Source organism: Nostoc sp., assembly GCF_036917375.1.
Classification (GTDB): Bacteria; Cyanobacteriota; Cyanobacteriia; order Cyanobacteriales; family Nostocaceae; genus Nostoc.
This window is the reverse complement of the sequence record NZ_JBALDN010000078.1, coordinates 36,755-63,010: the sequence shown is the minus strand read 5'-3', so window position 1 is coordinate 63,010 and position 26,256 is coordinate 36,755. Positions and strand designations below refer to the sequence as shown.

At 41.0% G+C, this 26,256-nt stretch carries 23 protein-coding genes; 9 read left to right on the top strand and 14 right to left on the bottom strand.

The window, feature by feature from the left end:
* Window position 1: 1 nt before the first annotated feature.
* Complete coding sequence (locus V7K45_RS20500) at window positions 2-1,231, top strand: TetR family transcriptional regulator (RefSeq protein WP_335006632.1); 1,230 nt, start codon at window positions 2-4, stop codon at window positions 1,229-1,231.
* A gap of 262 nt (window positions 1,232-1,493) precedes the next feature.
* On the opposite strand, the gene V7K45_RS20495 is transcribed toward V7K45_RS20500, so the two are convergent.
* The 4 genes from V7K45_RS20495 to V7K45_RS20480 form a co-directional block, all read right to left on the bottom strand.
* Window positions 1,494-1,907, bottom strand: coding sequence for a hypothetical protein (locus V7K45_RS20495; protein WP_335006630.1), 414 nt, complete (start codon window positions 1,905-1,907; stop codon window positions 1,494-1,496).
* 610 nt (window positions 1,908-2,517) lie between these two features.
* Entirely contained in the window at window positions 2,518-5,052 is a 2,535-nt protein-coding gene (locus V7K45_RS20490; protein ID WP_335006628.1) for a tetratricopeptide repeat protein, read from the bottom strand.
* Complete coding sequence (locus V7K45_RS20485) at window positions 5,049-5,471, bottom strand: hypothetical protein (RefSeq protein ID WP_335006626.1); 423 nt, start codon at window positions 5,469-5,471, stop codon at window positions 5,049-5,051. The genes V7K45_RS20490 and V7K45_RS20485 overlap by 4 nt, the downstream gene beginning before the upstream one ends.
* A 637-nt stretch (window positions 5,472-6,108) precedes the next feature.
* Window positions 6,109-7,992, bottom strand: a complete 1,884-nt coding sequence (locus V7K45_RS20480) for a DUF1565 domain-containing protein (RefSeq protein WP_335006624.1) — start codon at window positions 7,990-7,992, stop codon at window positions 6,109-6,111.
* Between the two features lie 771 nt (window positions 7,993-8,763).
* Between V7K45_RS20480 and V7K45_RS20475 the strand changes: the two genes are divergently transcribed.
* Both V7K45_RS20475 and thiS read left to right on the top strand, forming a co-directional pair.
* Complete coding sequence (locus tag V7K45_RS20475) at window positions 8,764-9,879, top strand: thiamine phosphate synthase (RefSeq protein WP_335006622.1); 1,116 nt, start codon at window positions 8,764-8,766, stop codon at window positions 9,877-9,879.
* Window positions 9,880-9,965: 86 nt separating this feature from the next.
* The gene (gene thiS / locus V7K45_RS20470) at window positions 9,966-10,178 is read left to right on the top strand and encodes a sulfur carrier protein ThiS (protein ID WP_094349580.1); all 213 of its coding nucleotides are present in this window, start codon (window positions 9,966-9,968) and stop codon (window positions 10,176-10,178) included.
* Here the strand turns inward: thiS and blaOXA are convergent.
* Window positions 10,175-11,029: a class D beta-lactamase gene (gene blaOXA, locus V7K45_RS20465; RefSeq protein WP_335006620.1), complete on the bottom strand. Its 855-nt coding sequence runs from the start codon at window positions 11,027-11,029 to the stop codon at window positions 10,175-10,177. The genes thiS and blaOXA overlap by 4 nt on opposite strands.
* Before the next feature lie 218 nt (window positions 11,030-11,247).
* Window positions 11,248-12,480 carry a glycosyltransferase family 4 protein gene (locus V7K45_RS20460; protein WP_335006618.1) on the bottom strand — a complete coding sequence of 411 codons (1,233 nt, stop codon included), beginning with the start codon at window positions 12,478-12,480 and terminating at the stop codon, window positions 11,248-11,250.
* 668 nt (window positions 12,481-13,148) lie between these two features.
* On the opposite strand from V7K45_RS20460, the gene V7K45_RS20455 reads away from it, so the two are divergent.
* Together V7K45_RS20455 and V7K45_RS20450 are read left to right on the top strand one after the other, a co-directional pair.
* Entirely contained in the window at window positions 13,149-14,144 is a 996-nt protein-coding gene (locus V7K45_RS20455; RefSeq protein ID WP_322683578.1) for a DUF1517 domain-containing protein, read from the top strand.
* Window positions 14,145-14,381: 237 nt separating this feature from the next.
* The gene (locus tag V7K45_RS20450; protein WP_335006615.1) at window positions 14,382-14,762 is read left to right on the top strand and encodes a calcium-binding protein; all 381 of its coding nucleotides are present in this window, start codon (window positions 14,382-14,384) and stop codon (window positions 14,760-14,762) included.
* 3 nt (window positions 14,763-14,765) lie between these two features.
* Here the strand turns inward: V7K45_RS20450 and V7K45_RS20445 are convergent, their stop codons facing one another.
* The 3 genes from V7K45_RS20445 to folB all read right to left on the bottom strand — a co-directional run bounded on the left by V7K45_RS20445 (window position 14,766) and on the right by folB (window position 18,021).
* The gene (locus V7K45_RS20445; protein ID WP_335006613.1) at window positions 14,766-15,326 is read right to left on the bottom strand and encodes a sugar O-acetyltransferase; all 561 of its coding nucleotides are present in this window, start codon (window positions 15,324-15,326) and stop codon (window positions 14,766-14,768) included.
* Window positions 15,327-15,395: 69 nt separating this feature from the next.
* Window positions 15,396-16,679: a diguanylate cyclase domain-containing protein gene (locus tag V7K45_RS20440; RefSeq protein WP_335006611.1), complete on the bottom strand. Its 1,284-nt coding sequence runs from the start codon at window positions 16,677-16,679 to the stop codon at window positions 15,396-15,398.
* 973 nt (window positions 16,680-17,652) lie between these two features.
* A complete protein-coding gene (folB, locus tag V7K45_RS20435) occupies window positions 17,653-18,021 on the bottom strand; it encodes a dihydroneopterin aldolase (protein WP_335006609.1) in 369 nt (122 codons plus the stop codon).
* Between the two features lie 167 nt (window positions 18,022-18,188).
* Here folB and menD point away from each other — a divergent pair, with 167 nt between their 5' ends.
* The 3 genes from menD (at window position 18,189) to V7K45_RS20420 (ending at window position 21,669) form a co-directional block, all read left to right on the top strand.
* Entirely contained in the window at window positions 18,189-19,967 is a 1,779-nt protein-coding gene (gene menD / locus V7K45_RS20430; protein ID WP_335006607.1) for a 2-succinyl-5-enolpyruvyl-6-hydroxy-3-cyclohexene-1-carboxylic-acid synthase, read from the top strand.
* Between the two features lie 234 nt (window positions 19,968-20,201).
* Window positions 20,202-20,312: a helix-turn-helix domain-containing protein gene (locus tag V7K45_RS20425; RefSeq protein WP_335006686.1), complete on the top strand. Its 111-nt coding sequence runs from the start codon at window positions 20,202-20,204 to the stop codon at window positions 20,310-20,312.
* Between the two features lie 43 nt (window positions 20,313-20,355).
* Entirely contained in the window at window positions 20,356-21,669 is a 1,314-nt protein-coding gene (locus V7K45_RS20420) for a site-specific DNA-methyltransferase (protein WP_335006605.1), read from the top strand.
* On the opposite strand, the gene V7K45_RS20415 is transcribed toward V7K45_RS20420, so the two are convergent.
* Genes V7K45_RS20415 through V7K45_RS20405 form a run of 3 tightly spaced genes read right to left on the bottom strand, consistent with a single transcriptional unit; the run spans window position 21,644 to window position 23,670 of the window.
* Window positions 21,644-22,504 (bottom strand): hypothetical protein, encoded by an 861-nt coding sequence (locus V7K45_RS20415; protein ID WP_335006603.1) that lies wholly within the window; start codon window positions 22,502-22,504, stop codon window positions 21,644-21,646. The genes V7K45_RS20420 and V7K45_RS20415 overlap by 26 nt on opposite strands.
* 39 nt (window positions 22,505-22,543) lie before the next feature.
* Entirely contained in the window at window positions 22,544-22,801 is a 258-nt protein-coding gene (locus V7K45_RS20410; protein WP_335006601.1) for a DUF4351 domain-containing protein, read from the bottom strand.
* Between the two features lie 44 nt (window positions 22,802-22,845).
* Window positions 22,846-23,670 (bottom strand): DUF2887 domain-containing protein, encoded by an 825-nt coding sequence (locus tag V7K45_RS20405; RefSeq protein ID WP_335006599.1) that lies wholly within the window; start codon window positions 23,668-23,670, stop codon window positions 22,846-22,848.
* Window positions 23,671-23,811: 141 nt separating this feature from the next.
* Between V7K45_RS20405 and menB the strand changes: the two genes are divergently transcribed.
* Window positions 23,812-24,645, top strand: a complete 834-nt coding sequence (gene menB, locus V7K45_RS20400) for a 1,4-dihydroxy-2-naphthoyl-CoA synthase (protein ID WP_335006597.1) — start codon at window positions 23,812-23,814, stop codon at window positions 24,643-24,645.
* A 127-nt stretch (window positions 24,646-24,772) separates the two neighbouring features.
* Here the strand turns inward: menB and V7K45_RS20395 are convergent, their stop codons facing one another.
* Together V7K45_RS20395 and V7K45_RS20390 are read right to left on the bottom strand one after the other, a co-directional pair.
* Complete coding sequence (locus V7K45_RS20395) at window positions 24,773-25,087, bottom strand: hypothetical protein (protein WP_335006595.1); 315 nt, start codon at window positions 25,085-25,087, stop codon at window positions 24,773-24,775.
* A 427-nt stretch (window positions 25,088-25,514) separates the two neighbouring features.
* Window positions 25,515-26,069 carry a DUF721 domain-containing protein gene (locus tag V7K45_RS20390; protein WP_335006593.1) on the bottom strand — a complete coding sequence of 185 codons (555 nt, stop codon included), beginning with the start codon at window positions 26,067-26,069 and terminating at the stop codon, window positions 25,515-25,517.
* Window positions 26,070-26,256 lie beyond the last annotated feature (187 nt).

Below are 26,256 nucleotides of genomic sequence, written 5' to 3'. Positions count from 1 at the left end.
TATGTCGTCTCAACTCATTTCCACTCGTCAACGCCTGATTCAAGCTGCACTTGAGTTGTTTTCTGCTCAGGGAGTAAGCGCTACCACAACCCGCCAAATTGCTGAAAAAGCCGAAGTAAATGAAGTGACTCTATTTCGGAATTTTGGCAATAAGCATGGATTACTTTTAGCTGTGCTGGAAGAGTCCGCAGCTTTCAAGGATTTAGGTGAATCGCTGGTACGGCGAGCAACACCTCCCGGCAATGTTTACCAAGCTCTTAAAGATTATGCAAGTGATAGCTTACATGCATTAGAACGAGTACCAGAGTTCGTCCGATCTGTGGTAGGTGAAGCCGACCAATTCCCGGCAGAAAATCGCCGCGCACTAGGCAGGGGAGTAACAGAGGCAAACCGTTATGTAGCTCAGTATTTAGCTACTGTAATCCAGCAAGGACACCTAAATACCTATTTACCCGCAGAAAAATTAGCCAGTTTGCTGAATGGGATGATTTTGGGATATGCCGTAATTGAGTTCACCAGCGAATTTCACGAACTTTGGGAGGATCGGGATGATTTTCTCGAAAATTTGGTGGAGTTGTTTTTACATGGAGCCATGTCATCTTCAACAGAATCAGCAATAAACTCCTTACAGGGAGGGTTCACCACCACAGAAATAGCTGATTTACCAGCTAGTTTGGTTCACGAAATTCTGCAACAGGCCAGGAAATTTGGAGTACGAGATTATGCCTTAGCTTACGTATTATTTGGGGCTGGGTTATCCGCTACAGAAATAACTAGCTTGGAGCGATCGCACCAAATTTACGATACTCAAGGGCACTTCTTACAAATCACAATCCCCGGATTTGTTCGTCAAGTGCCTGTGAATCAATGGATTTTGGGCAAACGCTATGGTTCTTTTACCAATAACCCCTTAATCAAATGGCTGAAAAGTCGTAAAGATGCTCAAACAGCGATGTTTCTGAATGAAACAGGTACACCCATCTCAGAATCAGAACTTGAGACACGTTGGCAAGTATGGAGTGAAGGATTGTTGACTCCCCAAGGACAAACGCCAGCGATCGCCCAAGCACAACAAACCTGGCGCGTAGAAATGTTAATGCGGGGGATTACCTTGGAAAACCTGAGTATTTTTACAGCTTGCGATCGCACCCAATTACAACCCTATGTCCGCCGAGCCAAAGAAAAATCTGCCCTAGAGCAAGCTACCCGATTGGATCATAAGCCAGGATAAGCAGTAGGGAAATAATACCAATTCAAAATTCAAAATTCAAAATTCAAAATTAGGTAAGCTAGACAGAACAAACGTATGTCCCTATGTATCTGTCGCATTTTTTTCAAATTGGTATAAGGAGTATCAGGTGGCGTTTTCCGACGCAGAGCCAGCGATCGAATAATTAGTAATTCGTAATTAGTAATACTCACTAAAGGCGAGAAGCAAGCTACGTAATTCGTAATTAAGGATTCATTAGCATGATGCAGTTAAATAATTAAAATCAAACAATAGAGGTTCTTTTACCATTGTTTGCACCATTCAAGGTTGTAGCTGTACTCTCAGATGGGGATTGGGTGTTGCTCGAACGGCGTGATAATTTCTTGCGTGGCTTGCCTCCCGCCTGGATATATTGCAAACTGTCTTTGCCATAATGGGTTGCCACACTCATTAACATCTTTTCAGAGTAGCCGCGCAATTCTTCTTCAATTAGAGAGAGACGACCTGCCATTTCATCTAGAGTAGAGAGTAAAGTGTTGTATGTAGATAGCTGGGTTTGCAAGGTTTGGATGCGGCTGTCGTAGTCTGTCAAATTTAATCCGTTGCCAAATTCTAGCGTTGGGCTAATCGATCGCATTCCTGCAATTCGACGGAGAGCGTTTTCGAGAGTGGGTGAACTGCGTTTTAGTCGTGCCATAAAATGCGCTCCTGAAGGAGGTTATAGGATTACTGCATGTACTCTAGCCAATGCAACAATAAACTTCTCTGAGAGATAATTCGGAAAAATTAAAGCAAACTAAGAGCGACCTAATTATTTTTAGTTGATTGTACTGAGGTTTTTATTAAATTTGTCAAAAAAAATAACATTAAAGTAAGCAACAGGTACCTGAAAGTCGTTTTGAGGTACTTAAAAGTCGTTTTGAGGTACCTGAAAGTCGTTTCGAGGTACTTCAAAGTCGTTTTGAGGTACTTAAAAGTCGTTTTGAGGTACCTGAAAGTCGTTTTGAGGTACTTCAAAGTCGTGTTGAGGTACTCCAAAGTCGTTTTGAGGTACTTCAAAGTCGTGTTGAGGTACTTCAAAGTCGTTTTGAGGTACCTGAAAGTCGTTTTGAGGTATTAGATGATGAGTTTTTTTGCCTTAACCCGATTTACGGCGAAGGCGATCGCGCTCAAAAGTATCATAAATATAATTCAACTATTTAATCCAGTCAGAACTCAAATCCCAACTTATGATCCTAAGTTGGGAAAATACTCAAGGTTAGTGACGCTGCTCACAACCAGGAGAAAATAATACTTTTCGCCCCCCATTACACGTAATGGCTCAAAGGTGGAATATTACTGCCACTTAGTTTGCTCCTTAAAAAATTTGCATAATCACGCAAAAACTCTGCGTAATTTTTTCTAGCTATTATTGTTTCTGAATGACCTACACCTAACTGTTGCTCATAAAGTTGCAAAGCTTTTTGGAACAGTAGTTCCGCTTCGCTGTACTGTCCTTGGGATGAGTATAGTAGAGCCAGGTTGTTGTAACTAGTGGCGACAGAGGGATGCTCTTCTCCCAGCAGATGTTGCCGGAGTTCTAATGCTTTTTTATACAGTGGCTCCGCTTCGCTGTACCGTCCTTGGTTCTTGTAAAGTCCTCCAAGGTTGTTGTAACTGTTGGCGACATCGGGATGCTCTTCTCCCAGCAGCCGTTGCTGGAGTTCTAGTGCTTTTTTATACAGTAGTTCCGCTTCGCTGTACCGTCCTTGGGAGTCGTAGAGTGCTGCTAGGTTGTTGTAACTAGTGGCGACAGAGGGATGCTCTTCTCCCAGCAGCCGTTGCTGGAGTTCTAATGCTTTTTTATACAGTAGTTCCGCTTCGCTGTACCGTCCTTGATTCTTGTAGAGTCCTCCAAGGTTGTTGTAACTGTTGGCGACAGAGGGATGCTTTTCTCCCAGCAGCCGTTGCTGGAGTTCTAATGCTTTTTTATACAGTGGCTCTGCTTCGCTGTACCGTCCTTGGTAGAAGTAGAGTAGAGCCAGGTTGTTGTAACTGGTGGCGACAGAGGGATGCTCTTCTCCCAGCAGATGTTGCCGGAGTTTTAATGCTTTTTCATACAGTGGCTCTGCTTCGCTGTACCGCCCTTGGGATGAGTAGAGTAGAGCCAGGTTGTTGTAACTGGTGGCGACAGAGTGATGCTCTTCTCCGAAGATCCGTTGCCATAGTTCTAATGCTCTTTTATACAGTGGCTCTGCCTCGCTGTACCGACCTTGGTGATAGTAGAGTAGAGCCAGGTTGTTGTAACTGGTGGCGACATAGGAATGCTCTTCTCCGAAGATCCGTTGCCATAGTTCTAACGCTCTTTCATACAGTGGCTCTGCCTCGCTGTACCGACCTTGGGATTCGTAGAGTGCTGCCAGGTTGTTGTAACTGTCGGCGACATCGGGATGGTCTTCTCCCAAGCGGAATTGTAGTACTGATATACACTGCTCACACCAAGATTGAGCAAGCGCATATAATCCCTGTCCAGAATAAAATCCATCTAATCCAACAAATACCGAAAGTAAATTTTCATCACTGACTGCATCAGTCAGATTTTGTGCCACCTCTGCTAAATGTGGGATAGCATCTTTGACACGCCTAATCAACTCCTGAGTTGGTGAATAGGGAATATCTTGAGCGATCGCAACAATAGTCTCTGCAAAAGCCTGCTTGAATTGAAAAGCTTGTTCAATAGCATCTAGTTTAACTTTCAAAAACTCCCGAATTAAGGGATGAATTCTAATTTTAGACTCACCTTCTGTATCTTCTACCCATTGAATCAAATGGAGTTCATATAGTTGGTCGTTAGCTGTCTTAACATCATCACTCGTCCAATTGAGTAATCCAGTTGCAGACTCTACCCATTCAATCGCAAAAATATTTGCTGCAAATAAGCTTAATAATGCGGCAACACGCTGCGTCGTATGAGAAAGTTCAAGCCAGCTTAATTCAAATGCTACTAAAACACCTCGCTGTGCAGTGCTTAGGGTTTGCTGTTGCGACAATTTGAGGGCAACATTTTCCAGCAGTTGTTCTTTGAGTTGTTGCAACATACGAGCTAAAGACCAGTTGGGAGGTTTTTTCGCCAAATACCTCCCAACCAACTCCAACCCTAAAGGTAGATATCCCAACCATTCACACAATTGTTTAGCTACTGAGAGTTCTTTTTGTACTCGTTTAGTACCCACGAGTACTGTCAATAGTTCCAAAGCTTCTTTTGGTAAGAGTACATCTAAGGAAATTTCCTCAATATTGGAGTCTAGATTCCGTGATCGCGTTGTCATCAACACCCGAAAACGGTTAGCCCTTGGTAGAACATCTCGACAACCCTCTAAAGATGTCACATCATCTAGTACAATTAGCACCCGTCCCTCTGCTGGCTGCCAATGCTGCCAACACCAAGCTACCTGTTCAGTTAGACTCAGCGCCCTTCCACGAAAATCCTGCTGCTGTACTTCCAGTTTCATGTAAATTTGGGCAAACTGCACAATTTCAGCAGCTAAATTTGAATCTCTCGCATTTAACCAGCAAATACCACCAGGGTAATCAGCTTCATGCTGACGTGCATATCTGAGTGCTAATTCGGTTTTGCCAACTCCACCCATACCAGACACAGCAGAAATTGCTACAAAATCTTGTTTTTGTAATTTTTCACTCACTTGGCTGAGTTCATACTCTCTACCAACAAAGTTAGCAGAGCCGGAGTATAGAAGATTGTTTGGGGAATTTTGTTTAGGCGACTCAAAGATGAAGGTATTGTCCTTGATAGTTGGCTTTCCGCCTTTAATATTTATCCCTTGCCAATTTTCGCTAGTCATTTGCTGCCAAAGTTAAGGGTGTTGTTCTTGATAGTTGGCTTTCCGCCTTTAATATTTATCCCTTGCCAATTTTCAATCACAGTTGTTAACCGCTTTTCTACTTCGGGATTCTCAGTTACAGCAAGATTTATATCATTTCCTAAAGCTTCTACTGCTGCTTTAATTTCTGGGTTTGTGGCTGCTGCCTTTTTCACTTCTTCTACCAAAACAGCTTCACCAATATCTTCTCGTTCGCCTAGTGGTAAGGCGGCGTTTTCCTTAGCTAACGTTAAGGCTTTGGCTGTATCTGGCGATTTCTGCTTCAGGAGTTGCATCAGCCTTTCTGAAGCTATATCGAAGGTTTTGTCTGTTGACCAGTCAATGATTTTACCCACTACCCAAGTTGTGAAAGCGATCGCACCAGCTGTTAATGGCTCCATGTGCTACCTCGTAAGCGCGGCATCCTATTTTACCTATTACTACATGGTTTCTAGGCTAAATTTCGCAATTAAGGTAAAAATTTGTAGTTAGCTCATTGTTACGCCTTTTGAGTCATCCAGCATTACACGATTGGGCTATAAGGTGGAACACATCTCTAGAACGGTTTACATTTCGTCGGTTCGCGCAGCGAGCTTATCGAAAATAATCCGCCATCATAGATTAATGGGGGTAAGGGGCAAGTCTAATAGGGCAATCACTTTTCAGTAATTGGGAAAATAAAAAAACTGAGCCTGCTGTATCCAGACGCAAGTCGCCAAATCAGCGCAGATATAAGGGAAGGGTGTGCGATCGCTCCTTTGATTAAACTGCGATTGCCTTCTCCACATTAGAAAAGCGATCGCTCTCTTAAAGCAATTGATTTCATTTTGACCCGCGATCGCCCTTACATCAAAATTCAAAATTGAGGAAAAAGACCCCTTTTGCCCAATGCCTAATTCCCAATGCAATACTTTTCGGATAAGCCTAACAATTTCTCTTTTGGTCTGGGAAAAGGTTAAAGGGCAAAGGGGGAAAGGTAAATTCAAACCCTTTCCCCCAAAACCCGAAAAGTCTTGATTCCCAATGCCCAATGCCCAATTAATTCAACGGCTCCATAATGGCTCTTAAACCATTGCTAGAGAGTGTTTTGAGCATTTCTTTAGCGTTATATTCACTGCTAAATACTCCTGCTTGCATAACTTTTTGACCTTCCCAAACTGTGGGAAACGCACCAGGAGCAAGGAATCTTACTAAATCTCGATCCCGATCGGTTGCAAGTGGCACTACTACGCGATAACGTATACCAAATTGTCTTGCAGAGTTACCACCATAGGGAATACTTGCAGAACTTGTTTGCAGATTGCGAGTATTAACAATAGGGATATTGCGATCGGGAAGTGGTAAAAGTTCTGAAGCACCTGGGGCAGTAGTTTCTGGTATTGGTAATGGCTGCTGTGTTTGATTCTTCATACTTGAAACTGGTGGCTGTGCAACTGAATTGGATGAAGACTCAGGGGCAGTAAACTCAACGGTATTAGGATCTATCCGCACGTAATTTAACTGTGGTGTATCAGGTGGCTGTGCGTTAATTGGTATTTGTCTACCTGACAAGCTGCTAGGAGTAGGAAATCCGGCGACTTTAGAAGTGGGTGGTTGTTTGGATATAGGCGGCGAAGGCGGTACATTATTTGCTGGCCTTAATGGCAGCAGTTGACTGTTTAATTGCCCAGAAACAGGATTATTTGCTGAAATGCTGTTGCTGGTTTGCCCATTAGTAGTTTCAGAGATTTCAGGAGCCGAGAAGGTGATTTCTCCAGTTGATGGTATTTGTCGTAATACGTTGTTGGGAACTGGTTGAGAATTTGGAGTTGCTAGTGCTGTTGTCCCGTTAATATCTACCTTGCCAATGATGCGATCGCTTACAAGGTTGTTACCAGCAGCAGAAATCACCTGTTTAGCAGCGCTGGCGTTAATGTCGTGGCGGCCATTATTTTGAAATGTATTACCCCCAGGTTCGGATGCACTACCCAAATCTGGCATTGCTTGAGCGATCGCTACTAAACCATCTTCTTTATTATCTTGAATAGAATTATTCCGCAAAATCGGGCGGGCATTTGCTTGTACAATAATTCCCGATCTATTGTTTTGAATTTGATTACCTATGACTATAGGAGCAGCATTTTGGGCAATATTAATCCCAAAACCCGTTTGGTGAAAGATATTTTCTTTCACTTGGGGATTAGAATTACCAGCAATTGTGATGCCATTGGCTCCATTGCGATCGAAGTAATTCTTGCTAATGGTAGGTGTGGCATTACCACTAACGGAAATTCCATCTTGAGTACTACCAGTAAATGTATTTTCTGCAACTACCGGATTGCTAGATTCAATCCATAAACCGTAACCACGGCGATTAGGGTTCGTCACCGTTACCCCAGTCAGCAAGGCTTGGTTTGCTCCAACAATTGTGACGTTTTGACCGCCAAAGCTCCGACTCAGGTAATCACCGCCTCCCTGAATGATAATGTCTTTACCTTGATTGCTGGGGTTGCCTTGAATTGAAATACCCGGTTTCAGTATTAAGGGAAATTCCTCTCCTGTCTCGGCGCTATAAGTGCCCGTAGAGAGCATAATTACAGTATTGCCATTAGCTAATCGCAGCGCTTGGGTAATCGTTTTTACAGGAGCGGATTCGCTGCCATTGTCTGCTTTGTCATCTCCAACACCAGGATTGACAAATAGCACATTAGCCTGAGAAGGTGTTTTCTGATTCAGAGGCGCTGAATTTGGTGTCGATGGAATTTGAGCGATTGCACTATCCAGGCTTGTAACCAGGAACACTATACTTGCCGCCCCCATCCCTACAGTAAAAGATAAGACTGAAAAACTAAAAAATAAAAGCTTTGCTGATTTCAGAAACTTCAGCTTTGCAAATAAAACATCTACTCTACGGTACTCAGGAAACACACGAGCGAGAATCATATTTAACACTACTCCTTATAAGTAATCATAAATTCTTATACTCTCTAGAGAGTATTATGTCGATAATATTACCCATATATTGACCGATTAGCCATATTTAATACATAGTAATAAACGATAGTAGACATCTCCAGAAATTAATTATGCATTGCCCAAAATAATTTGTAGGCACAATTCATGAATTGTGCCTATATCATTTATCTAATAGATATAAGAGTTAGATATAAGAGTGAAATTAAATATGCGTTATCCAGAACCCTTGTAGAGACGTAACATCATGTTACCCACCCCACAAGAATTAATTGGATATTTTTTAATTTGGAAGTCCTTAAGAAGCTACGGTGTACACACATCTCTAAAAATCCTACCCACCCAAAATTTCTGTTCAAGTGAAAGTCCCACACTGAGCAAATATACTGCCCAGAACTAAAGTTCCGGGCTGATAGCTAAAGTCCTCTAAAAGAGGACTAAACAAGAAATTTAGTTTAGTCCTCTTTTAGAGGACTTTCGTTATGAGACTCGGAATTTATTCCGAGGCGGGATAGTGCTACATATCTATTGTGAATTTTCTGGTGTATTCTCTTTTGTCAGTCTTTTGTAAGCTCGTTGTCTATCGTAAAACACTTGACTAAGCTCAGTGCGAAACTGTAGCCTCAAACTACCCTTATCACTGTCTATAGGAACATGGGATAATTTACCGTAACCCTCACTACTACGTTGTTTTGCGTAGATTCCGCAAAAATTAGTAAAAAAAAGCAAATTAATTAACTTATGGTTACTAGGACTTATGATAATTCACACTTCGATGAAAGCACTAATGGGGTTGTTGTGATGGTCGAGCCATACAGCCAAAAAGAGCAAACACAGCAAGTTGTTTACCGCATTTTAGATGCCAATTTAGACCGCGCTCGTGAGGGCTTGCGAATTATCGAGGAATGGTGCCGATTTGGGTTGAATGATGCCCAGTTGGCTCTTGAATGCAAGCGGCTGCGACAAGAGGTAGCTAAGTGGCATACCCCAGAATTACGGGCGGCGCGAGATACACCAGGCGATCTTGGGACTGAGTTAACCCATCCTCAAGAAGAACAACGAGCTAGTATAAAATCGGTCTTGCAAGCTAACTTTTGCCGGATAGAAGAAGCATTACGGGTGTTGGAAGAATACAGCAAGCTTTACCAACCAAGTATGGCTAAAGCTTGTAAGCAGATGCGCTATCAGGTTTATACCCTAGAAAGTAGTTTAATGGGTCATCAGCGCCATCAATTGTTGTGGCGATCGCGTTTGTATCTTGTGACTTCCCCTAGTGAAAATTTGTTGAACACTGTTGAAGCTGCACTCAAAGGCGGATTAACACTTTTACAATACCGCGACAAAACTGCCGATGATTCTTTGCGTCTAGAACAAGCGAGAAAATTACGGCAGTTATGCCACATCTACGGTGCTTTGTTTATTGTTAACGATCGCGTGGATGTAGCTTTAGCTGTCGATGCCGATGGCGTGCATCTAGGACAACAAGATATGCCTATTGCTGTTGCTCGGCAATTACTGGGTTCGCAACGTCTGATCGGTCTTTCCACCACAAATAAAGAAGAAATGCAAGCAGCAATTACTGAAGGTGTAGATTATATTGGCGTGGGGCCAGTTTATGAAACTCCCACGAAAGTAGGTAAGGCAGCAACAGGGCTAGAATATGTCAGCTATGCCGCCAAAAATTGCTCAATTCCCTGGTTTGCGATTGGGGGAATAGATGCGAATAATATCAATGATGCGATCGATGCTGGAGCCGAACGTGTAGCGGTGGTGCGATCGCTTATGCAAGCCGAACAGCCTACCCTAGTAACGCAATATTTGCTCTCTCAACTCAATCGCATTAAACCAGCACTTTAAAATAGTCATTTGTCATTTGTCTAAAGTGAGTAACCAATACCCAATTTCCAATGCCCTATTCCCAATGCCCAATGCCCCACACATTTATGTCTAATGAGATTACGATTCAGGTAAATGGGGAAACCCATAGCTGCTCATTTCAAACTTCTTTACCCGATTTACTCCAACAGTTGGGTTTTAACCCCCGATTGGTGGCTGTGGAGTATAACGGTGAAATTTTACACCGCCAGTTTTGGCCGCAAACAAAAGTGCAGCCAGGCGATCGCTTAGAAGTGGTAACTATTGTCGGTGGTGGTTAGTTGATTTGAGCCAGCAAGCCCAAATCCTTGAGGCTACGTCGTGTAATCTCAATGCGAGCGGGTGCATCTTCCGATTTTTGCATATCAAGGGTTGTCGCGAAAAAGTAGACGTTTTTGTTTTGCTCTAAATAACCCACAAACCAACCAACATTTGGTTGAGTACTCGTTAACCATCCTGTCTTTCCTCGCAGTGTGTAGTCTGGAGTTTGTTCGCGTATCATAATGTCTTTGACAAGATTTATTGTCCGTTGCGAGAAAGGCAAATCGCCTTGATATAACCGTTGCAAAAACTTAATTTGCTCTTTGGGTGTAATTTGCAATAACTGCGGTTGTAGCCAAAAACGATCGATGTCTGCGACAGTGCCAATCTGACGGTTCCCGTAACCTACTTTATTAATAAATTGCTGCATCCGTTCATATCCAGCCCTACGTGCCAATACTTGATAGAACCAAACAGTTGAATCCTTAAAGGCTTGACGCAAATTTGTATCATGATTCCAGGCATCAATATCTCGGTGAATTCCATCCCAAGTGAGAACTGCCACATCATCAGGAACTACACCTGTTTCTAATGCCACCAGCGCGTTAAAAATTTTGAATGTTGAAGCTGGTGCGATGGCAGTTGCATTACGTTGAGGATTGTGTTCATAGATGCGGTTATTTTTTGAGTCGTAAATCAAGATAGAGCCTTCACGCCCAAATTCTTGAAAGTGTCGCCCGAAATTTGGCGTTTTAACAGCGGGACGTTCAGATGAAGTTGAAGCAGGTTGAGCCACAACATACATTGCCCCAAAGGTAATCACATTAACTACAGCAAGACATCCAATCACTGTAAACACGAAAGATTGCATTCGGTGCTTTGTGTAACGCCGAAGGAATTGATCTATGTTCAACCAGATATTTTTCATTGCACATTTTATCGCATCACCAGCGAGATTTTACACTGTAGCCTCGCTCTTTTATGAAGCAATTTGTTAAAGGTTATGCAGAAATATGACTTATAGTAAATTACCCTTTTTGGTATTTTTTGAATTTTATGATTCAATCCGATTTAGTTAATAAAATCATTTCACAAAATTGCATTTTTCCCATCTGATTTATAAAGCGATCGATGAAGAGTTCTACGCTTGGCTAATTCTTTACCTTTACGACCGAGTTGCTCGCGTAGTTGTTGGTCTTTGCACAACCGATTGAAAGCTTGAAAAACTTCATAACCAGAATTGGGATTAACCAGTATCCCATTTTCTTCATGCTGAACTGTATCTAGAACACCGCCTAAACGAGGGGCAATTATCGGCTTTCCGAAGTAACTTGCTTCTAAATAAGCCATACCAAAACCTTCCATATTATTAGGTTTAGTATCCGATAGAGTCAGCATGGCAAATATGTCGCAAGCTGCATAATAACCTGCTAATTCTCGCTCTGGCACATATCCAGCAAAGTGGACGCGCTTATCAACCCGCAAACGATGCGCCAGAGATTTCAGTTCCGATTCACTTGACCCTTGACCGCAAAGTATATAGTGAACATCGACCCCAAAAGTTAGCAGTATTGGGATGTTATCAATTACTCGGTCGAAACCTTTATGTTTTACTAGTCTGCCGATGGAGAGAATAACTATTGCTGAATCCGGAATGTTGTATGCCTGACGCACGCGAACCCGTAAATCATCCAGGCTACTGGGACTGGCTACATTATTACCAAATTTTTCTGGTCTGATTACGGGGTTAATGACGTGGGTAGGAGTATCTAATCGGAAAGCAGTTCTCAGGTAATCTCTTGTATAAGAACTGTTACAAACAATGCCTTCGGCGCGTTTGAGTGTTAATTTAAATAGCGATCGCAGCACGGGATTGTGTAAAGTGCAAAGAAGATCGTTGCCGTGCAGATAGATAAAAAAGCGAATAGGTAACAAATAGCTCAATAGCAACAGTGAAGGAAAATCATAGCCGTGGCCCCACTCTATGTAACGATAGTGATAGCGAAAATAGAGTTTAATTGCTAGGACAAATGAGCAGACGATATTGGCCAAAGGCTTTAGGATATTTCCTATATAGCCACTACGCCAATATTTAGGATAATACCAGCGATACACAGGAAACTGTTGACTCTTGTCAAATACTCGATCTCCTGAGCAACTAGCTGCCAGCACAATTATTCGTTCTGGATCTTGCAGACAACGATTGTAGATATATTCCCCAATTACAGCTTCTTTCGGCAGAAAGATCCGGGATATGACTAGGATATCTGGGTATGCAGCTTTATCTCTGATTTCGGCTGTTAGTTGAGAAATATGTTCCATAATAAAGTTGATGACTATATTTCAAATAGTTTTTAATATCTACAATTAGAATTACTTTCAAAGCCATCATTATTATTTTATTTCTTTTAAAACGAATTTGGTAGACAAATTTGAAGCTTATTTTAGAAGATTAGCTAGAAAGATTGTTTTTTTATTGTGTTGATTTTATTTTTGTTGCAAATTTATCATTATTTGAGAGTTTCTGTGCATAATGAACAAAAAATCAAAGTTAACACTTGTAGCGAAATTGCTCAGTGAACAGCTGCTACAAAAATTTCGATAGTACTACTTATTCAGTGAAGGATTAAAAAATTAGTCAAAATAATCACTAAAAATTAAAATCATCTGTATAATTCAAAACTGTAGTCTGAAACTAGTCCAAGGCATAGCAAACCATTGCCCGTAGGCGTAGTCCATCGTAGACATCGCAATTTCTGTGAGGATAAACATGTCTTCAGGTACGGTTCCCCAGTCGAGAAATCCCCCCTGCGATCGCTACTTACCCAAGATAAGACGCGGTAAATTGAATATGTAGTCTCTAAAAAGCAATGCTACGTGAATGCTACAAACTTGCTTGTTACGGGCTAGCCTTAGCAACATCCTGTAACACTGCTCCCACCATCGGGAGAAATCATAAATAATAATTTCGTTTTTCAAGCGATTGTCTTATGCGTAAAAAACTACAACAAACCATCAAGCCGCTGTTAAAAACCTTCTTAGCCCTAAGCTTGGTGTTAGCTTTGGCTCTTGGTCACGCTGACGGCGCGTTAGCAGCCCGCAGTGGGGGTCGTATCGGTGGTGGCTCCTTTAGAGCGCCTTCTAGCCGCACCTATACACCGCGCACCTATGCACCTCCTGGCGGAGGCGGATACTATCCTGGGGGTGGTTATGGTGGTGGCTTTGGTGGTGGTTTTGGCTTTCCCTTCCTACTTCCCTTCTGGGGTATTGGCGGAGGATTTGGTGGTCTGTTTAGCATCTTAATCTTCTTTGCGATCGCTAATTTCTTATTGCAAACTTTCCGCCGCGTCTCTAGCGGTGAAACACCAGAAGCAGATTACAGCAGTAACTCTCCTGTTTCTGTAACTCGTTTGCAAGTAGGTTTGTTAGCTCAAGCCCGTGAATTGCAAAATGAACTCAACCACATTGCTGAAACTGCTGATACTAATACTCCCGAAGGCAGAGCAGAAATTCTCCAAGAAGCCAGTCTAGCTTTACTCCGCCATCCCGAATACTTTGTATATGCAGGTGGTGGCACTCAACAAGCCAGCTTGAATTCAGCCGAAAGTCAGTTTAATCGACTGTCACTGGCAGAACGCAGCAAGTTTAGCGAAGAAACTCTTTCTAATGTCAACAACCAGCTAAGAGCAGCCCTTGCCAAAGATGCTTTACCTCCGGCTGGCGAACTCGACAACCCCACGCGTCTATTTACCGAAGGCCCTGGCGAATACATTGTTGTCACCTTGCTGGCGGCGACACTAGGTAAGTTTGACATCCCCACAGCTATTAATAGTGCTGATGATTTGCGTCAAGCTTTGCGGCAAATTGGTAGTATCCCTAGCGACAAGCTTCTAGCAATTGAAGTTCTTTGGACTCCTCAAGCTGAAAATGATACTCTCACATCTGATGATGTGTTAGCAAATTATCCTGACTTAAGACTTGTTTAATCTCTGAAAAATTTTGCATCTTAGTGCAACGAATAAGTTCCCCTTAAGAACCATAACTAGAAACCCGCTTGTCATTGACAAGCGGTTTTTTGTGGAGAGTTTGCAAAGAAGCGATTAAAGGGTGGGGTGATGGGAGGTTAATAAGTAATTAAGCGGACATCATAGATATATTTAAGTATGATTTTAGAAACATTTTGGTAGTATTATCAAAATGAATTATACGCAAAGTGTTATCTTATGCCTAGTGTTGAAGCCGACGAAAACCGAGAGCATCGCATTAAAACAGAAATTATTGTAGATGCTGAAGACAAAGAAGACCGGGCTATGGGTTGGTACTACTACCTCGAAGAGGCTCTGAATTTTCCCTTTTTGGCTACATGGACGAAGAAGGGACGCAAATCAGGTGCTGTCGAGGAGAAACAAGTGGAAGTATTGGGAATGGCCCCAGACGATGAGTGCTTGAAAGATATGTTTGTAGAAGTGGCTTATATTAATGGTAAGGATGATGATGTATATTCTGCAAAGTTATCTGAAATAGCAGCCATTGATGCTGACAGTGAAACTCAAGAAGCGATCGCAGACTGGCTCTATTGGATTGCTAGAGGTTATAAATTTTAAACTCTAGGATAAATACCGAATGACACGGCAGGGATTGCCAGCAGCGACAACATTCTCAGGTATATCTTTGACAACTACACTACCAGCACCAATGGTTGTGTTATCACCAATAGTTACACCTGGACAAATAATTGCATTGCCACCAATCCAGACATTATTACCAATGTTAATTGGGGCAGCTAATTCTCTACCAGAAAGACGAATTTCTGGCTCTAGAGGATGATAAGCGGTATAAATTTGCACATAGGGAGCGCATAAAACATTTTCACCAATGTGAACTGTATTACAGTCTAAAATTACACAGCCATAGTTCATATACAATTTGTCGCCAGCAAAAATATTACTGCCATAGTCACAGTGAAAGGGTGGCACAATTGCTGCTTTTTGACCAATTTTTCCAAATAATTCTTGCAAAATTTGCTGCCGTTGCTCTTGCTGTTCTTCGGTTGTAGAATTGTATCTTCGCAACAGACGACTAGCTCGCTTCATGTCGGCAGCCAATTCTGGATCTTCGGCCAGATATAATTCGCCTGCAAGCATTTTCTGTTTTTCGGTTTTTTCCATGACAGAATTATAGGGCTTCTCGGTTGTATACCATAACCTAAGTAGCGCCTAGAGTATCATATTCTATCCTTAACTAAATATGGCATAAGTAGCTTTTCCCTGGCGTTTAGCTTGGTACATCGCAATATCAGCATCCCGTAGTAGAGTTGCAGGCTCCTCATAATTATTAAAATTCCAAGTAATACCAATGCTAGCCGTAGCAGATAATTGATATCCATTCAGGTTAACTGGCAATCTTAAGGAGTCTTGAATACGTTTGGCAACATTGGTAGCGTCGGTTATGTCTTTAATATCCTCCAAAAGAACAGTAAACTCATCACCACCAAATCGTGCTACAGTATCGCCACTACGTAAGCATGACTCTAAACGTCTAGCGATCGCTACTAAAAAATCATCTCCTATTCCATGCCCAAAGCGATCGTTAATCTCTTTGAAGCCATCTAAATCCAAAAATAAAACTGCAAAATAATAATCGCTTCTGCGTTTGCTACGTTCAATAGTTTGTCTGAGCCGATCTAAAAATAAAACACGATTCGGTAATTCTGTTAACCCATCATAAAATGCATTGCGGATCAGTTGTGCCTCTGTCTGCTTACGTTTAGTGATGTCTTGAAAAACTAAAACCGCGCCAGTAATATTGCCATCTCGATCGCGGATAGGTGCAACATTATCCCCAATCGCTATTTCTTTACCATCTTTGGTAATTAATGTACAGTTTTCTGGTAAATTGAAAACTTTACCTGCTTCGATTACATAAGTGGCTAAATTTTCAATTTTTTCTCCTACATCTTTATTAACTAAGTTAACGACTTCTATTAAATCTTTCCCCAACGCTTCACTTTGCTTCCAACCAGTGATTAGTTCTGCTATGGGATTCATCATTTCAATACAACCATTTGCATAGGTAACAATCACTGCACAACCCATACTATTAATAATTGTCATCAACCTCTGTTTTTCTTCGTATAATGTTTTTTTGCTCTGATGTTTGTACAGTGTCATTTCAATCACAAAATGTAAATCACTTTCAAGAAATGGTTTGGCTATGTAACTAAAAGGCTCACTTAGCTGATTTTTATGTAATGCTTTATATTCCGAACACTCTGTTAGATATACTACAGGCACATGGAATTGATTCTGGATAATATCCGCTACGTGGAGACCATCTATTTCTCCAGCTAAACAGATATCAATTAATACTAAATGTGGATGAGTTTCTGCTACCTTTTTTATTACCTCTTCACCAGATTCAGTTATTTCTGATACTAGATAACCTAATTTTTGTAAAGTTTTTCTAATATTTGAGGTTAGATTTTTTTCATCCTCAACAACTAGGATTTTGTGGGCGAACATGTTACGATAACCTGTTTGCTAAGGTTCAGATTCTTGTTGTCAGTGTCTACTCAAGTCAAAAGTGCTTATCTTATCATAAACAATTTCTAACTACCCTGTATTCTTGCTTGATATTAATACTGACTAAGGAGTAAATAACATCATGTTATTAATGTCTGGAAATTTCTATGTTTATCAAAACTAATTTTGATTAATTCATATAGCTAATATGATGCTACTAACATCAAAATCAAATTATAATGCAATTATCAAGCACTCAAAAACTGATTTTAAAATGTATACAATAATTTTTTTTGGCAAAGTATAAATACTAAGTATAATATCTATATACAAATTAATCAAGAAAAATTTATCGTAAAAGCATAGTATATTACTTTAATATAATTGAAAAAATCTAGAAAGTCTTGTATGTAATATATTAATCTACATTCACTTAATTATTAATAATAATTAATCTTCATCTGTAATTAATGAGTTTAATGCTGTTTTACCTGTAAACAGCTTTTATATCAGATAAGGTCTAGATTGCGGTCTAAAGCTATCTGAAATATTAGTAAAATCGTATTACTTAAAAATATTAATATAACAACCATGATTAAAAATCAGCATTATGGTAATAGCATGGTAAGCCTAAATATGTGCAATATAAAATTAGTTATTTTCTCAAATATTAATATTTGAGATATTTTTGATGCACTATTTAAGCCTTGCCACGCCACTACGCGTATTTTAAAAATAAAATACTAGTCCTATAGTTTTTGGTTAATACTTAATCACAATTCCTCTCCTCTGAAAATATGTAAGTTAAATGATCATCAGCCGCTCGCGATATTTTTTAGTTTTTTGGTAATCTAATCAGTAGGTACTGGTGCCAATGGCAAGAAAGATTCTGATTGTGAGACACTTCCAAGCTCCACGTAAACCCCCAGTTTTTTGCTAGCTGATAGATATTGAAAAAAACACATTTTGCGAATTAAAGGTTGGACTTGATTTTAGTCAGTTCAATGCTAATTTTGCCACCGAAGTCTGGAATAGGTGCAGCAGGTTTGCTGAGAGTGACTTGGACTTTTGTTACACGATCGCACTCTTGGAGGATAGAATCTGCGATCGTTGTTACCAATTTCTCCACCAAAACAAATTTAGACGTTTTGATCAGATGTTGTGTCAAGCTAATGACGCTGCGATAATCTAAAGTGTCTTCGATCGCGTCAGTCTTGGCCGCTGTGGAGATATCCAACCATAACCTCACATCCACCTCAAACCATTGTCCTAGCACCTGTTCTTCTGGTAGATACCCAGTGTAGCCATAGCCGCGAATTCCCGTTAAATGAATGCAGTCCATAAAAGTTTGAGAGCAAATTGTGCATTTTGTAGAAAGTTGAGCAAGTTTGCTAGGAGGTTTTCCTTCCTAGAAACTTGCGTGGCGGTGATTGAACCCAACACCGCATTGATGGATTTTAAATTGAATTTCCCTAGACAAAATCTAAAATTTAAGATTGTTTTATAGCTATGTTTGATTTAATGCCGATCGCTTATAGGAATGTTAATCAACTTTGGGCTTATATTTTAACAGAGACCCTAAAGCGGTTGGGATTGACTTGTGCCATCATTTGTCCTGGATCGCGCTCTACACCCTTAGCGATCGCCTTTGCTCAACAAGCACCTGAGATTGAAGCGATTTCCATTCTCGATGAACGTTCCGCCGCCTTTTTTGCCTTGGGACAAGCCAAAGCAATCGGTCGCCCTGTAGTACTAGTTTGTACCTCTGGTACAGCAGGAGCAAATTTTTATTCAGCAGTCATAGAAGCCTCATATAGTCGCGTACCACTGTTGATATTAACCACCGATAGACCGCCAGAATTGCGAGATTGTCACTCTGGGCAAACTATAGATCAGTTGAGATTATATGGAAGCTACCCAAATTGGCAAACAGAGTTAGCCTTACCCTCCGCCGATCTGGGAATGCTAGCTTATCTGCGACAAACGGTAATTCATAGCTGGGAAAGGGCGCAAACTCCTACAAAGGGGCCAGTACATTTAAATATTCCCTTTCGCGATCCTTTAGCGCCTCTACCTGATGGAACTGACTTGAGTTATTTGCGATCGCACTTGGAATCAGAAGACTTTTTCGCAGGAATAGCAAATCCATCCCCCATGCCCAATACTTCGACTGCGCTCAGTACAAGTTCCCCATGCCCCATACCCAAAGAATGGAAAGAATGCGATCGCGGTATCATCATCGCAGGTGTTGCCCAACCGTCGCAACCAGAGGAATATTGTAGAGCGATCGCCCAACTTTCCCAAACTCTCAAATGGCCAGTGCTAGCTGAGGGACTCTCCCCAGTGAGAAATTATGCCGAACTCAATCCTTATTTAATTTCTACCTATGACCTGATTTTGCGAAATCAGCAACTAGCAAAGCAGTTAGCGCCCGAAATGGTGATTCAGGTGGGAGAAATGCCTACGAGTAAAGAATTACGTACCTGGATAGATGTAACCCAACCGCGACGCTGGATAATTGATCCCAGCGACCAAAACCTCGACCCTTTGCACGGGAGGACGACGCATTTACGGATATTTGTAGAAGATATAAAAGCAGAGGAGATAAATTTATCTTTTTCCTCAGACTATTTGCAGCAATGGTGCGATGCGGAAGCTAAAGTCAGGTTAGTTGTTGACCAGACGATGGGGAAAATAGATGAAATCATTGAGAGTAAAGCAGCTTGGTTAATTTCTCAGCTTTTACCGCCAGGAACGCCTCTGTTTATTGCCAATAGTATGCCTGTGCGGGATGTAGAATATTTCTGGAAACCGAATAATTTAGGAGTGCGATCGCACTTTAACCGGGGTGCAAATGGCATTGATGGTACATTATCCACAGCTTTAGGAATTGCCCATCGCCAGCAAAGTAGTGTGATGTTAACAGGAGATTTAGCTCTTTTACATGACACCAATGGTTATTTAATCCGCAATAAGTTTGTCGGACATCTCACGATTGTGTTAATCAATAACAATGGCGGTGGTATTTTTGAAATGTTACCCATTGCCAAATTTGACCCACCATTTGAAGAGTTTTTTGGCACTCCCCAGGATATTGATTTTGCTCAGTTGTGCGCTACTTATAATGTGCAGCATGACTTGATCACTTCTTGGCAGCAGTTGCAGCAAAGATTAAACTCGCTACCAGCTACAGGAATTCGGGTTTTAGAGTTGCAGACAAATCGGAAACTAGATGCTAAGTGGCGACAAGATAAATTGAAAAATTTTGCTGCAAATATTGCAATTTAACTATCTCATTAGGTGTTACTGAATAGGAGTATAAAAACACAGCATTTGTGGCATCAAATTTAAAATCACTTGACCACAAGTGTTTTAATTACTAGCGTTGCTCACCCTTGCAAAGTATTAGAATTAGTAGTACAATAGCGAGTTCAGCGACAAATGCAACAAAATGCAAAATATAACAATAATGAAGAAGATATTTTGTTTTTGACAACTATTGAAGTAGCTTAACTTCTTTGTATTTACCAAATAACTCTGCAAAGATGGATATTATCAAATAATCTTAAAGCTACAAAAGTGGGGTCAAGAATTTGGCGTATCAGACAAAAAGACTTAGATAAGTTTTTATAAATAAATAATAGTAGAAAAGAAGTAGAATAAAATATTAACTCAAATGGCAACAGGAATACCTAGTCGAAATAGTCGTAAAAGTCAAAAACAAAATGTAATTCCTTTTCGTCTGGAATATGAAGGGAAAATTCCTATAGAGGATATATTAAAAATTCCTGTAGCCAAGTTAAATCGCATAATCAGTATAGATGAACATCCAAGAAACAGACTCATCTATGGAGAGAATTTAAGAGTTCTTAGTTCATTCTTGAACGATGATACTATCGCGGGTAAAGTTAGTTTGATTTATATTGACCCCCCCTATGCAACAGGGAGTAGTTTTGAGTCTCGTCAAAGAGACCATGCTTACCACGACCTAATGGAAGGTGCAGAATATTTAGAGTTTTTACGTCAACGACTGGTTTTATTAAGAGAACTTTTATCAGATGAAGGTTCTATTTATATACATTTAGATGACAAGATGGCTTGTGCTGTCAAAATTATAATGGATGAAATTTTTGGTTCTAAAAACTTTCGCAATTTGATTACAAGAAAAAAATGTAACCCAAAAAACTATACACGTAAACAGTACGGAAACACCGCTGACTACATTCTATTTTACACAAAAACAGATAATTATATATGGAATCAGCCTTTTAACCCTTGGACTGAAACTACTGCAAAGAAAGAGTATCAATATGTTGAAAAGGAGACTGGAAGAGTTTATAAGAAAGTTCCTGTTCATGCACCAGGTGTAAGAAAAGGTGCAACAGGTCAACCCTGGAGAGGAATATTACCTCCTCCAGGTAAACACTGGCAATATACTCCAGAAACTTTAGACGAAATGGATGCACGCGGAGAGATTTACTGGTCACCAACAGGGAACCCAAGAAGAAAAGTTTATTTAGATAATAGCCAGGGTATTTCAGTCCAAGATATTTGGCTTGACTTCAAGGACGCTCACAATCAAAATATTAAAATTACTGGCTATCCAACAGAAAAAAATCCAGATATGATCAAACGAATAATTCTAGCCTCATCTAATCAGGGAGATATTGTGTTAGATGCATTCGCGGGAAGTGGTACTACTGCTGCTGTAGCTGAAGAGTTAGGTAGAAAATGGATAGCTATTGATAATTCGCAACTTGCTATAGCTACAATAGTTCAGCGTTTAGTTAACGGAACAGAAATAATGGGTGACTTCATTAACGGAAATAGTTCCCCTAAACATGAACAAAAGTGCTTGATAGGTATAAATAGAATTTTACGAAGTGGTCTAGATTTATATATTGAAGAAACACCAGAATTAGAGTTTATCTCTGATACTGTAATACATGAGTGGGATAGAAAACTCAACTTTCAAGCCAATCTTGTGTAAATCTCTCATCAAGCATTTTCAGAGTGCATACCATTATTTTGCCACTACCATAACTTTCTAGACGAGCATAATCATTCCACATAGATCCTAGTAGTAATCCTGGCCCATCATTCAAAAAAAATACTTTTAAAGCCACTTTATATGTATCAGCATATCTGAGAATATCAGTTGCTTTATCTCGATTTCCACCAGTCCGATCATCTTCTTGAGAACCTCCTCTATCAGAGTCATACCGAGCAAATCCAACTACTAAGGGGGTTCCATCTAATCGAGATATAAAAATATCTGCTGGAGTTTGAGCTTCCCAATTATCCAAAACCTTATCAAGCATTACATCTTTTCCAGCACGAACTGGCCCCCGAATTATATAGTTTTTACCAAATACTCTGTCAAACCATAAGAAAAACGCTTCTGTCAAGTCATAGCCTTTTTGTCCCCGTTTACTCTGTTCTAAAAGAAGAGCCATTAGAGTTTCATCGGGTACAGGACGACTTTGCAAGTTTCTTCTAACCTCTTCTAAACTACGAAATCTATCACCAAAGTCGTTAATTATATTAGGAATATCACGTTTTTTCTTGGTCATTTCTACTGTCGTATCTGGTGATACATACCTCCGAAATACTCTAAGAAGTTGAATACGTAAAGGATCAGGCTCTTTTGTAATGATTTCGAGTAAATTTGCAGAGTTTGTTGCTTCGTCTACCAATTCTATGAAACGCTCCAAAACTTTCTCGTAGAGCATTTTAGCTTCATCTAAAGAATCAGGGTAAAATGGTGAGTCAAATATGGTAATCCACTTAGATGCAGTTACTTTGTAGCTACTGAATGAAATCAAAGGACAATCTCCAATGCCATAATCGATACAATCTTTTAACTATAAAGCACATAACTCTATAAAAAACACCAAAGCTAACGCTTCCAACTGTTCCACCGATAACCCTTGCATCTGGGACAGAAGCGCATCAGAAATATTACCCACGCGCCGATTTAATAGCCGTAAAACGATCGTTCTTTCTCCTTCTTCCTTCGCTTCCCGAATAGCCCGTGGTTCTTCCAAATTCAGTCCCAACATCGTTGCAATCTCGTCTCGACTTAGGGTAGAAAACTTGTAGACAATAATCGTCGTTACCAACAATTTTAGCGATCGCTCTCCTCCTTTGCGTCTGTGGGTGAAACTTACCCCCTTACTTCACCTTGTAACCACCCTTCCAAATCAGCAAGAGTAGAGAAATCTAACAAAGCATCACATAAAGCTTCAGACTGTTCTAGCGACAACACTTGAATCTGGCGCTGAAGCTGTTCAGGAACCGCACCTACCCGTCGGTTTAACAGTCGTAAGATGAGCGATCGCGCTTCTTCTTCCTTCGCTTCCCGAATCGCCCGTGGTTCTTCCAAATTCAGTCCCAACATTGCTGCAATCTCCTCTCGACTCAGGTTAGAAAATTTGTAGACGATAATCGTCGTCACTAAATCAATTATCGCTTGCTCCGATTGTTGCCGTGCTTGTTCTAGCAAAAACCGTGCCCCTTCCACTGCTTCGGTTTCAGAAGTAACATTTGTCAGCAACATCAAACCTAATCCCAAAGATTGTTGTCGCAAATCCCCCAACTCATCCAGATAAACCCGCCTGACTTGACCACTTTCCAACAAAGTACGGTGAATCGAAGAGGAAGAAGGTTCCAGGCTGCGAGAACCAAAAATTATGACTCCAAACCAGTCATCGTAGCGGATAGAGTGGCGGTAGAGAAACAAAAACAATTCACTAAAGAAGCGGTGATATAAGTCTTCGTCCTTCTGAAACTGGACTTCTGCAAAAAAGACGGTTTTGGAAACTGCATTAGCGGGAGGTAAAAATACTCCATCAATCCGAAACGCCGTTTCTTTCACCTCAACTGATTCAAACTGGTAGTTCTCCGCTTCTGGGGGTGGTTCATCTACTAATTCAAATAGCAAACCAGGAAATTGCTTAAATAATTTATAGAAGATGGTGTCACGTCGCATTTTTATTCCTCAACACCCAGACAATCACCAGATTGTAAAGGCTTGAGACACTAATTTTAGCGTAGGCGTAGCCTACCGCAGGTATCGCTTGTGCCTACGTCCGCGATAAAATTCTCAAGCACAACAGCGCACTCCATACCAATGCAAATTAACTGGCAAACTGCCAAAACCTACGAAGATATTCTGTATCAAAAAACCGATGGCATTGCGAAAATCACCATCAACCGTCCCCATAAACGCAATGCTTTCCGTCCTGAAACAGTCTTTGAACTGTACGACGCTTTCTGTAATGCTCGTGAAGATACTACTATTGGTGTTGTCCTATTTACTGGTTATGGCCCACATACTGATGGCAAATATGCCTTCTGTTCTGGTGGCGATCAAAGTGTGCGGGGACATGCGGGTTATGTGGACGATACTGGCATCCCCCGCTTAAATGTGCTGGACTTACAACGCCTGATTCGTTCGATGCCGAAAGTAGTGATTGCCCTAGTAGCTGGATATGCGATCGGTGGTGGACACGTCCTACACTTAATTTGCGACCTTACCATTGCCGCCGATAACGCTATTTTCGGACAGACTGGCCCGAAAGTCGGCAGTTTCGACGGTGGTTTTGGAGCCAGCTATCTCGCCCGCGTTGTGGGACAAAAAAAAGCTAGAGAAATTTGGTTTCTCTGCCGCCAATATGATGCACAACAAGCGCTAGATATGGGCTTAATTAATTGCATAGTCCCAGTAGAACAACTAGAAGCGGAAGGTATTCAATGGGCACAGGAGATTTTAGAAAAAAGTCCGATCGCAATTCGATGTCTCAAAGCCGCCTTTAACGCTGATTGTGATGGACAAGCTGGTTTACAAGAACTCGCTGGCAACGCCACCCTACTTTATTACATGACAGAAGAAGGAGCTGAGGGTAAACAAGCCTTTCTCGAAAAGCGTCCACCAGATTTCCGCTCTTTTCCTTGGTTGCCTTAAAATTGCAAAAATCGCACCCTTCAATGAGATGCGATTTTTGTAGATATCAACTTTTACAGTACTAAAAATCTTAAAAACAAATCTTATTTTAAGCAGACTACAAACTCAGTCCAGTAATAAAGGATAACTAAATGACCACTGCTTTAGTTTTTACCTGTTCAGATATAGAGGCCGTTATTTCCTCTAGAGGGGCAAGAGCAACATTATCTAAATCTGAGGCTAGAGATTGACAAGATGTTAAAACTGGAGCTGCATCTGGTAAACCCCAAGCATCTTCTAAGGTTTCCCAAGAAGGTGCAAAAGGTGGAAGCGCCAAGGAGCAAGCCTTCCAAGTCGCTTGAACTGGTGCGCCCAACTGCTGGCACGTTCCACCACGGCGACCTTCTGGCTGGTAATGACGACAATATCTACAGGCAGATGCTAAAACTTTAATGGGTTTCATTCGGATTCATCTTTAATGTTGTTTCTGGCTGAATTTCATCTTTATATTCTGCTTCTATATATAAAGACGGAGAAAAGCCAAAAAGTCATTATTTTCTATAGGTTTCAGCGATCCCAAGTAAAAAATAAACTTCAGGATATTTTTATAATCTTGTTATATATTTAAATAATTCCTAGAGCATTTACATATAGGTATCGTCTAAAACTTATTAGGGATCAAGACTAAAACTAAAGCTTTTGATTTATTCAGGCTTTTAAATTCCTCCTTAAGGATGGCTTAAGGCATAGAATTTCGCATAAATAGTCTGCTTGACATACCACATTTGACATATTTTATCGGCAAATTATACTTTTTCTCAAGAATCAGAAAAATTTGATGTAATGGCAGCAAGTTATTTCAGGATAAACTCTGCTCAACGAATAATCGCTCAACTATTTTGCTTTGAAAACTGTTTAGCAGCACAGACAGAACAGACTTCCCAGCGCTGGAGTTCACCGGGTGGGGTGGGAGATTGGCACTGGGGACAAAGGGGTAAGCCATGCGATCGCGATCGCACAATCTTCGTCCAATGTCCAAAAGCCGCATTCACATCTTTAACGGGTATAGCATCAGGGCGGTTAATCTCATCACCAAGGTAACTGGGATGCTCATGGGGCGAAACCGTTTGTTGCTGTTTTCTTTCTACCGACGGATTCTGCCAGCCAGCAGTAGAGAAGCGAATATCAACCAAAGGCGTTGGCAGCTTTTTATTCAACTTTAAAAGTAGAGATGTGCGGCCAAAAGTCAGGTTTTGTGCCCAAGCAGCACTAGAAGTTGCTACCGACAAAACATCACGTTGAATCGATAATGGTCGAGTATTTGCGGCAACCACTGGGCCAACAACTTCTGCCCAACACTTGAGCAGGCGTTGAAATGGTTGCTCCTGCCATTTCGACTGCTTTTCCAGAATCCTTAAAACATCATTAATTGATTTCAACGACATTATTCAAAGTGGGGAGTGAAGAGTGGAAAGCAGGGGAGCAAGGGAGCAGGGGAGCAGAGGAGAAGTAGCAGTAAGTCTTTCCCCTCTGCCCCTCTGCTCCTCCGCACCTCTGCCTCTTGTGCCCAATGCCCACTCTATCTATTTAAATAATTTCCGCTACTATTGTCACAAAATATATCTAAAAGTT

What these genes read in the sequence shown, in the direction of transcription:
- V7K45_RS20500 (WP_335006632.1), top strand. Translation starts at nt 2, where the DNA reads ATGTCGTCTCAACTCATTTCCACTCGTCAACGCCTGATTCAAGCTGCA.
- V7K45_RS20495 (WP_335006630.1), bottom strand. Translation starts at nt 1,907, where the DNA reads ATGGCACGACTAAAACGCAGTTCACCCACTCTCGAAAACGCTCTCCGT.
- V7K45_RS20490 (WP_335006628.1), bottom strand. Translation starts at nt 5,052, where the DNA reads ATGACTAGCGAAAATTGGCAAGGGATAAATATTAAAGGCGGAAAGCCA.
- V7K45_RS20485 (WP_335006626.1), bottom strand. Translation starts at nt 5,471, where the DNA reads ATGGAGCCATTAACAGCTGGTGCGATCGCTTTCACAACTTGGGTAGTG.
- V7K45_RS20480 (WP_335006624.1), bottom strand. Translation starts at nt 7,992, where the DNA reads ATGATTCTCGCTCGTGTGTTTCCTGAGTACCGTAGAGTAGATGTTTTA.
- V7K45_RS20475 (WP_335006622.1), top strand. Translation starts at nt 8,764, where the DNA reads ATGGTTACTAGGACTTATGATAATTCACACTTCGATGAAAGCACTAAT.
- thiS (WP_094349580.1), top strand. Translation starts at nt 9,966, where the DNA reads ATGTCTAATGAGATTACGATTCAGGTAAATGGGGAAACCCATAGCTGC.
- blaOXA (WP_335006620.1), bottom strand. Translation starts at nt 11,029, where the DNA reads ATGCAATCTTTCGTGTTTACAGTGATTGGATGTCTTGCTGTAGTTAAT.
- V7K45_RS20460 (WP_335006618.1), bottom strand. Translation starts at nt 12,480, where the DNA reads ATGGAACATATTTCTCAACTAACAGCCGAAATCAGAGATAAAGCTGCA.
- V7K45_RS20455 (WP_322683578.1), top strand. Translation starts at nt 13,149, where the DNA reads ATGCGTAAAAAACTACAACAAACCATCAAGCCGCTGTTAAAAACCTTC.
- V7K45_RS20450 (WP_335006615.1), top strand. Translation starts at nt 14,382, where the DNA reads ATGCCTAGTGTTGAAGCCGACGAAAACCGAGAGCATCGCATTAAAACA.
- V7K45_RS20445 (WP_335006613.1), bottom strand. Translation starts at nt 15,326, where the DNA reads ATGGAAAAAACCGAAAAACAGAAAATGCTTGCAGGCGAATTATATCTG.
- V7K45_RS20440 (WP_335006611.1), bottom strand. Translation starts at nt 16,679, where the DNA reads ATGTTCGCCCACAAAATCCTAGTTGTTGAGGATGAAAAAAATCTAACC.
- folB (WP_335006609.1), bottom strand. Translation starts at nt 18,021, where the DNA reads ATGGACTGCATTCATTTAACGGGAATTCGCGGCTATGGCTACACTGGG.
- menD (WP_335006607.1), top strand. Translation starts at nt 18,189, where the DNA reads ATGTTTGATTTAATGCCGATCGCTTATAGGAATGTTAATCAACTTTGG.
- V7K45_RS20420 (WP_335006605.1), top strand. Translation starts at nt 20,356, where the DNA reads ATGGCAACAGGAATACCTAGTCGAAATAGTCGTAAAAGTCAAAAACAA.
- V7K45_RS20405 (WP_335006599.1), bottom strand. Translation starts at nt 23,670, where the DNA reads ATGCGACGTGACACCATCTTCTATAAATTATTTAAGCAATTTCCTGGT.
- menB (WP_335006597.1), top strand. Translation starts at nt 23,812, where the DNA reads ATGCAAATTAACTGGCAAACTGCCAAAACCTACGAAGATATTCTGTAT.
- V7K45_RS20395 (WP_335006595.1), bottom strand. Translation starts at nt 25,087, where the DNA reads ATGAAACCCATTAAAGTTTTAGCATCTGCCTGTAGATATTGTCGTCAT.
- V7K45_RS20390 (WP_335006593.1), bottom strand. Translation starts at nt 26,069, where the DNA reads ATGTCGTTGAAATCAATTAATGATGTTTTAAGGATTCTGGAAAAGCAG.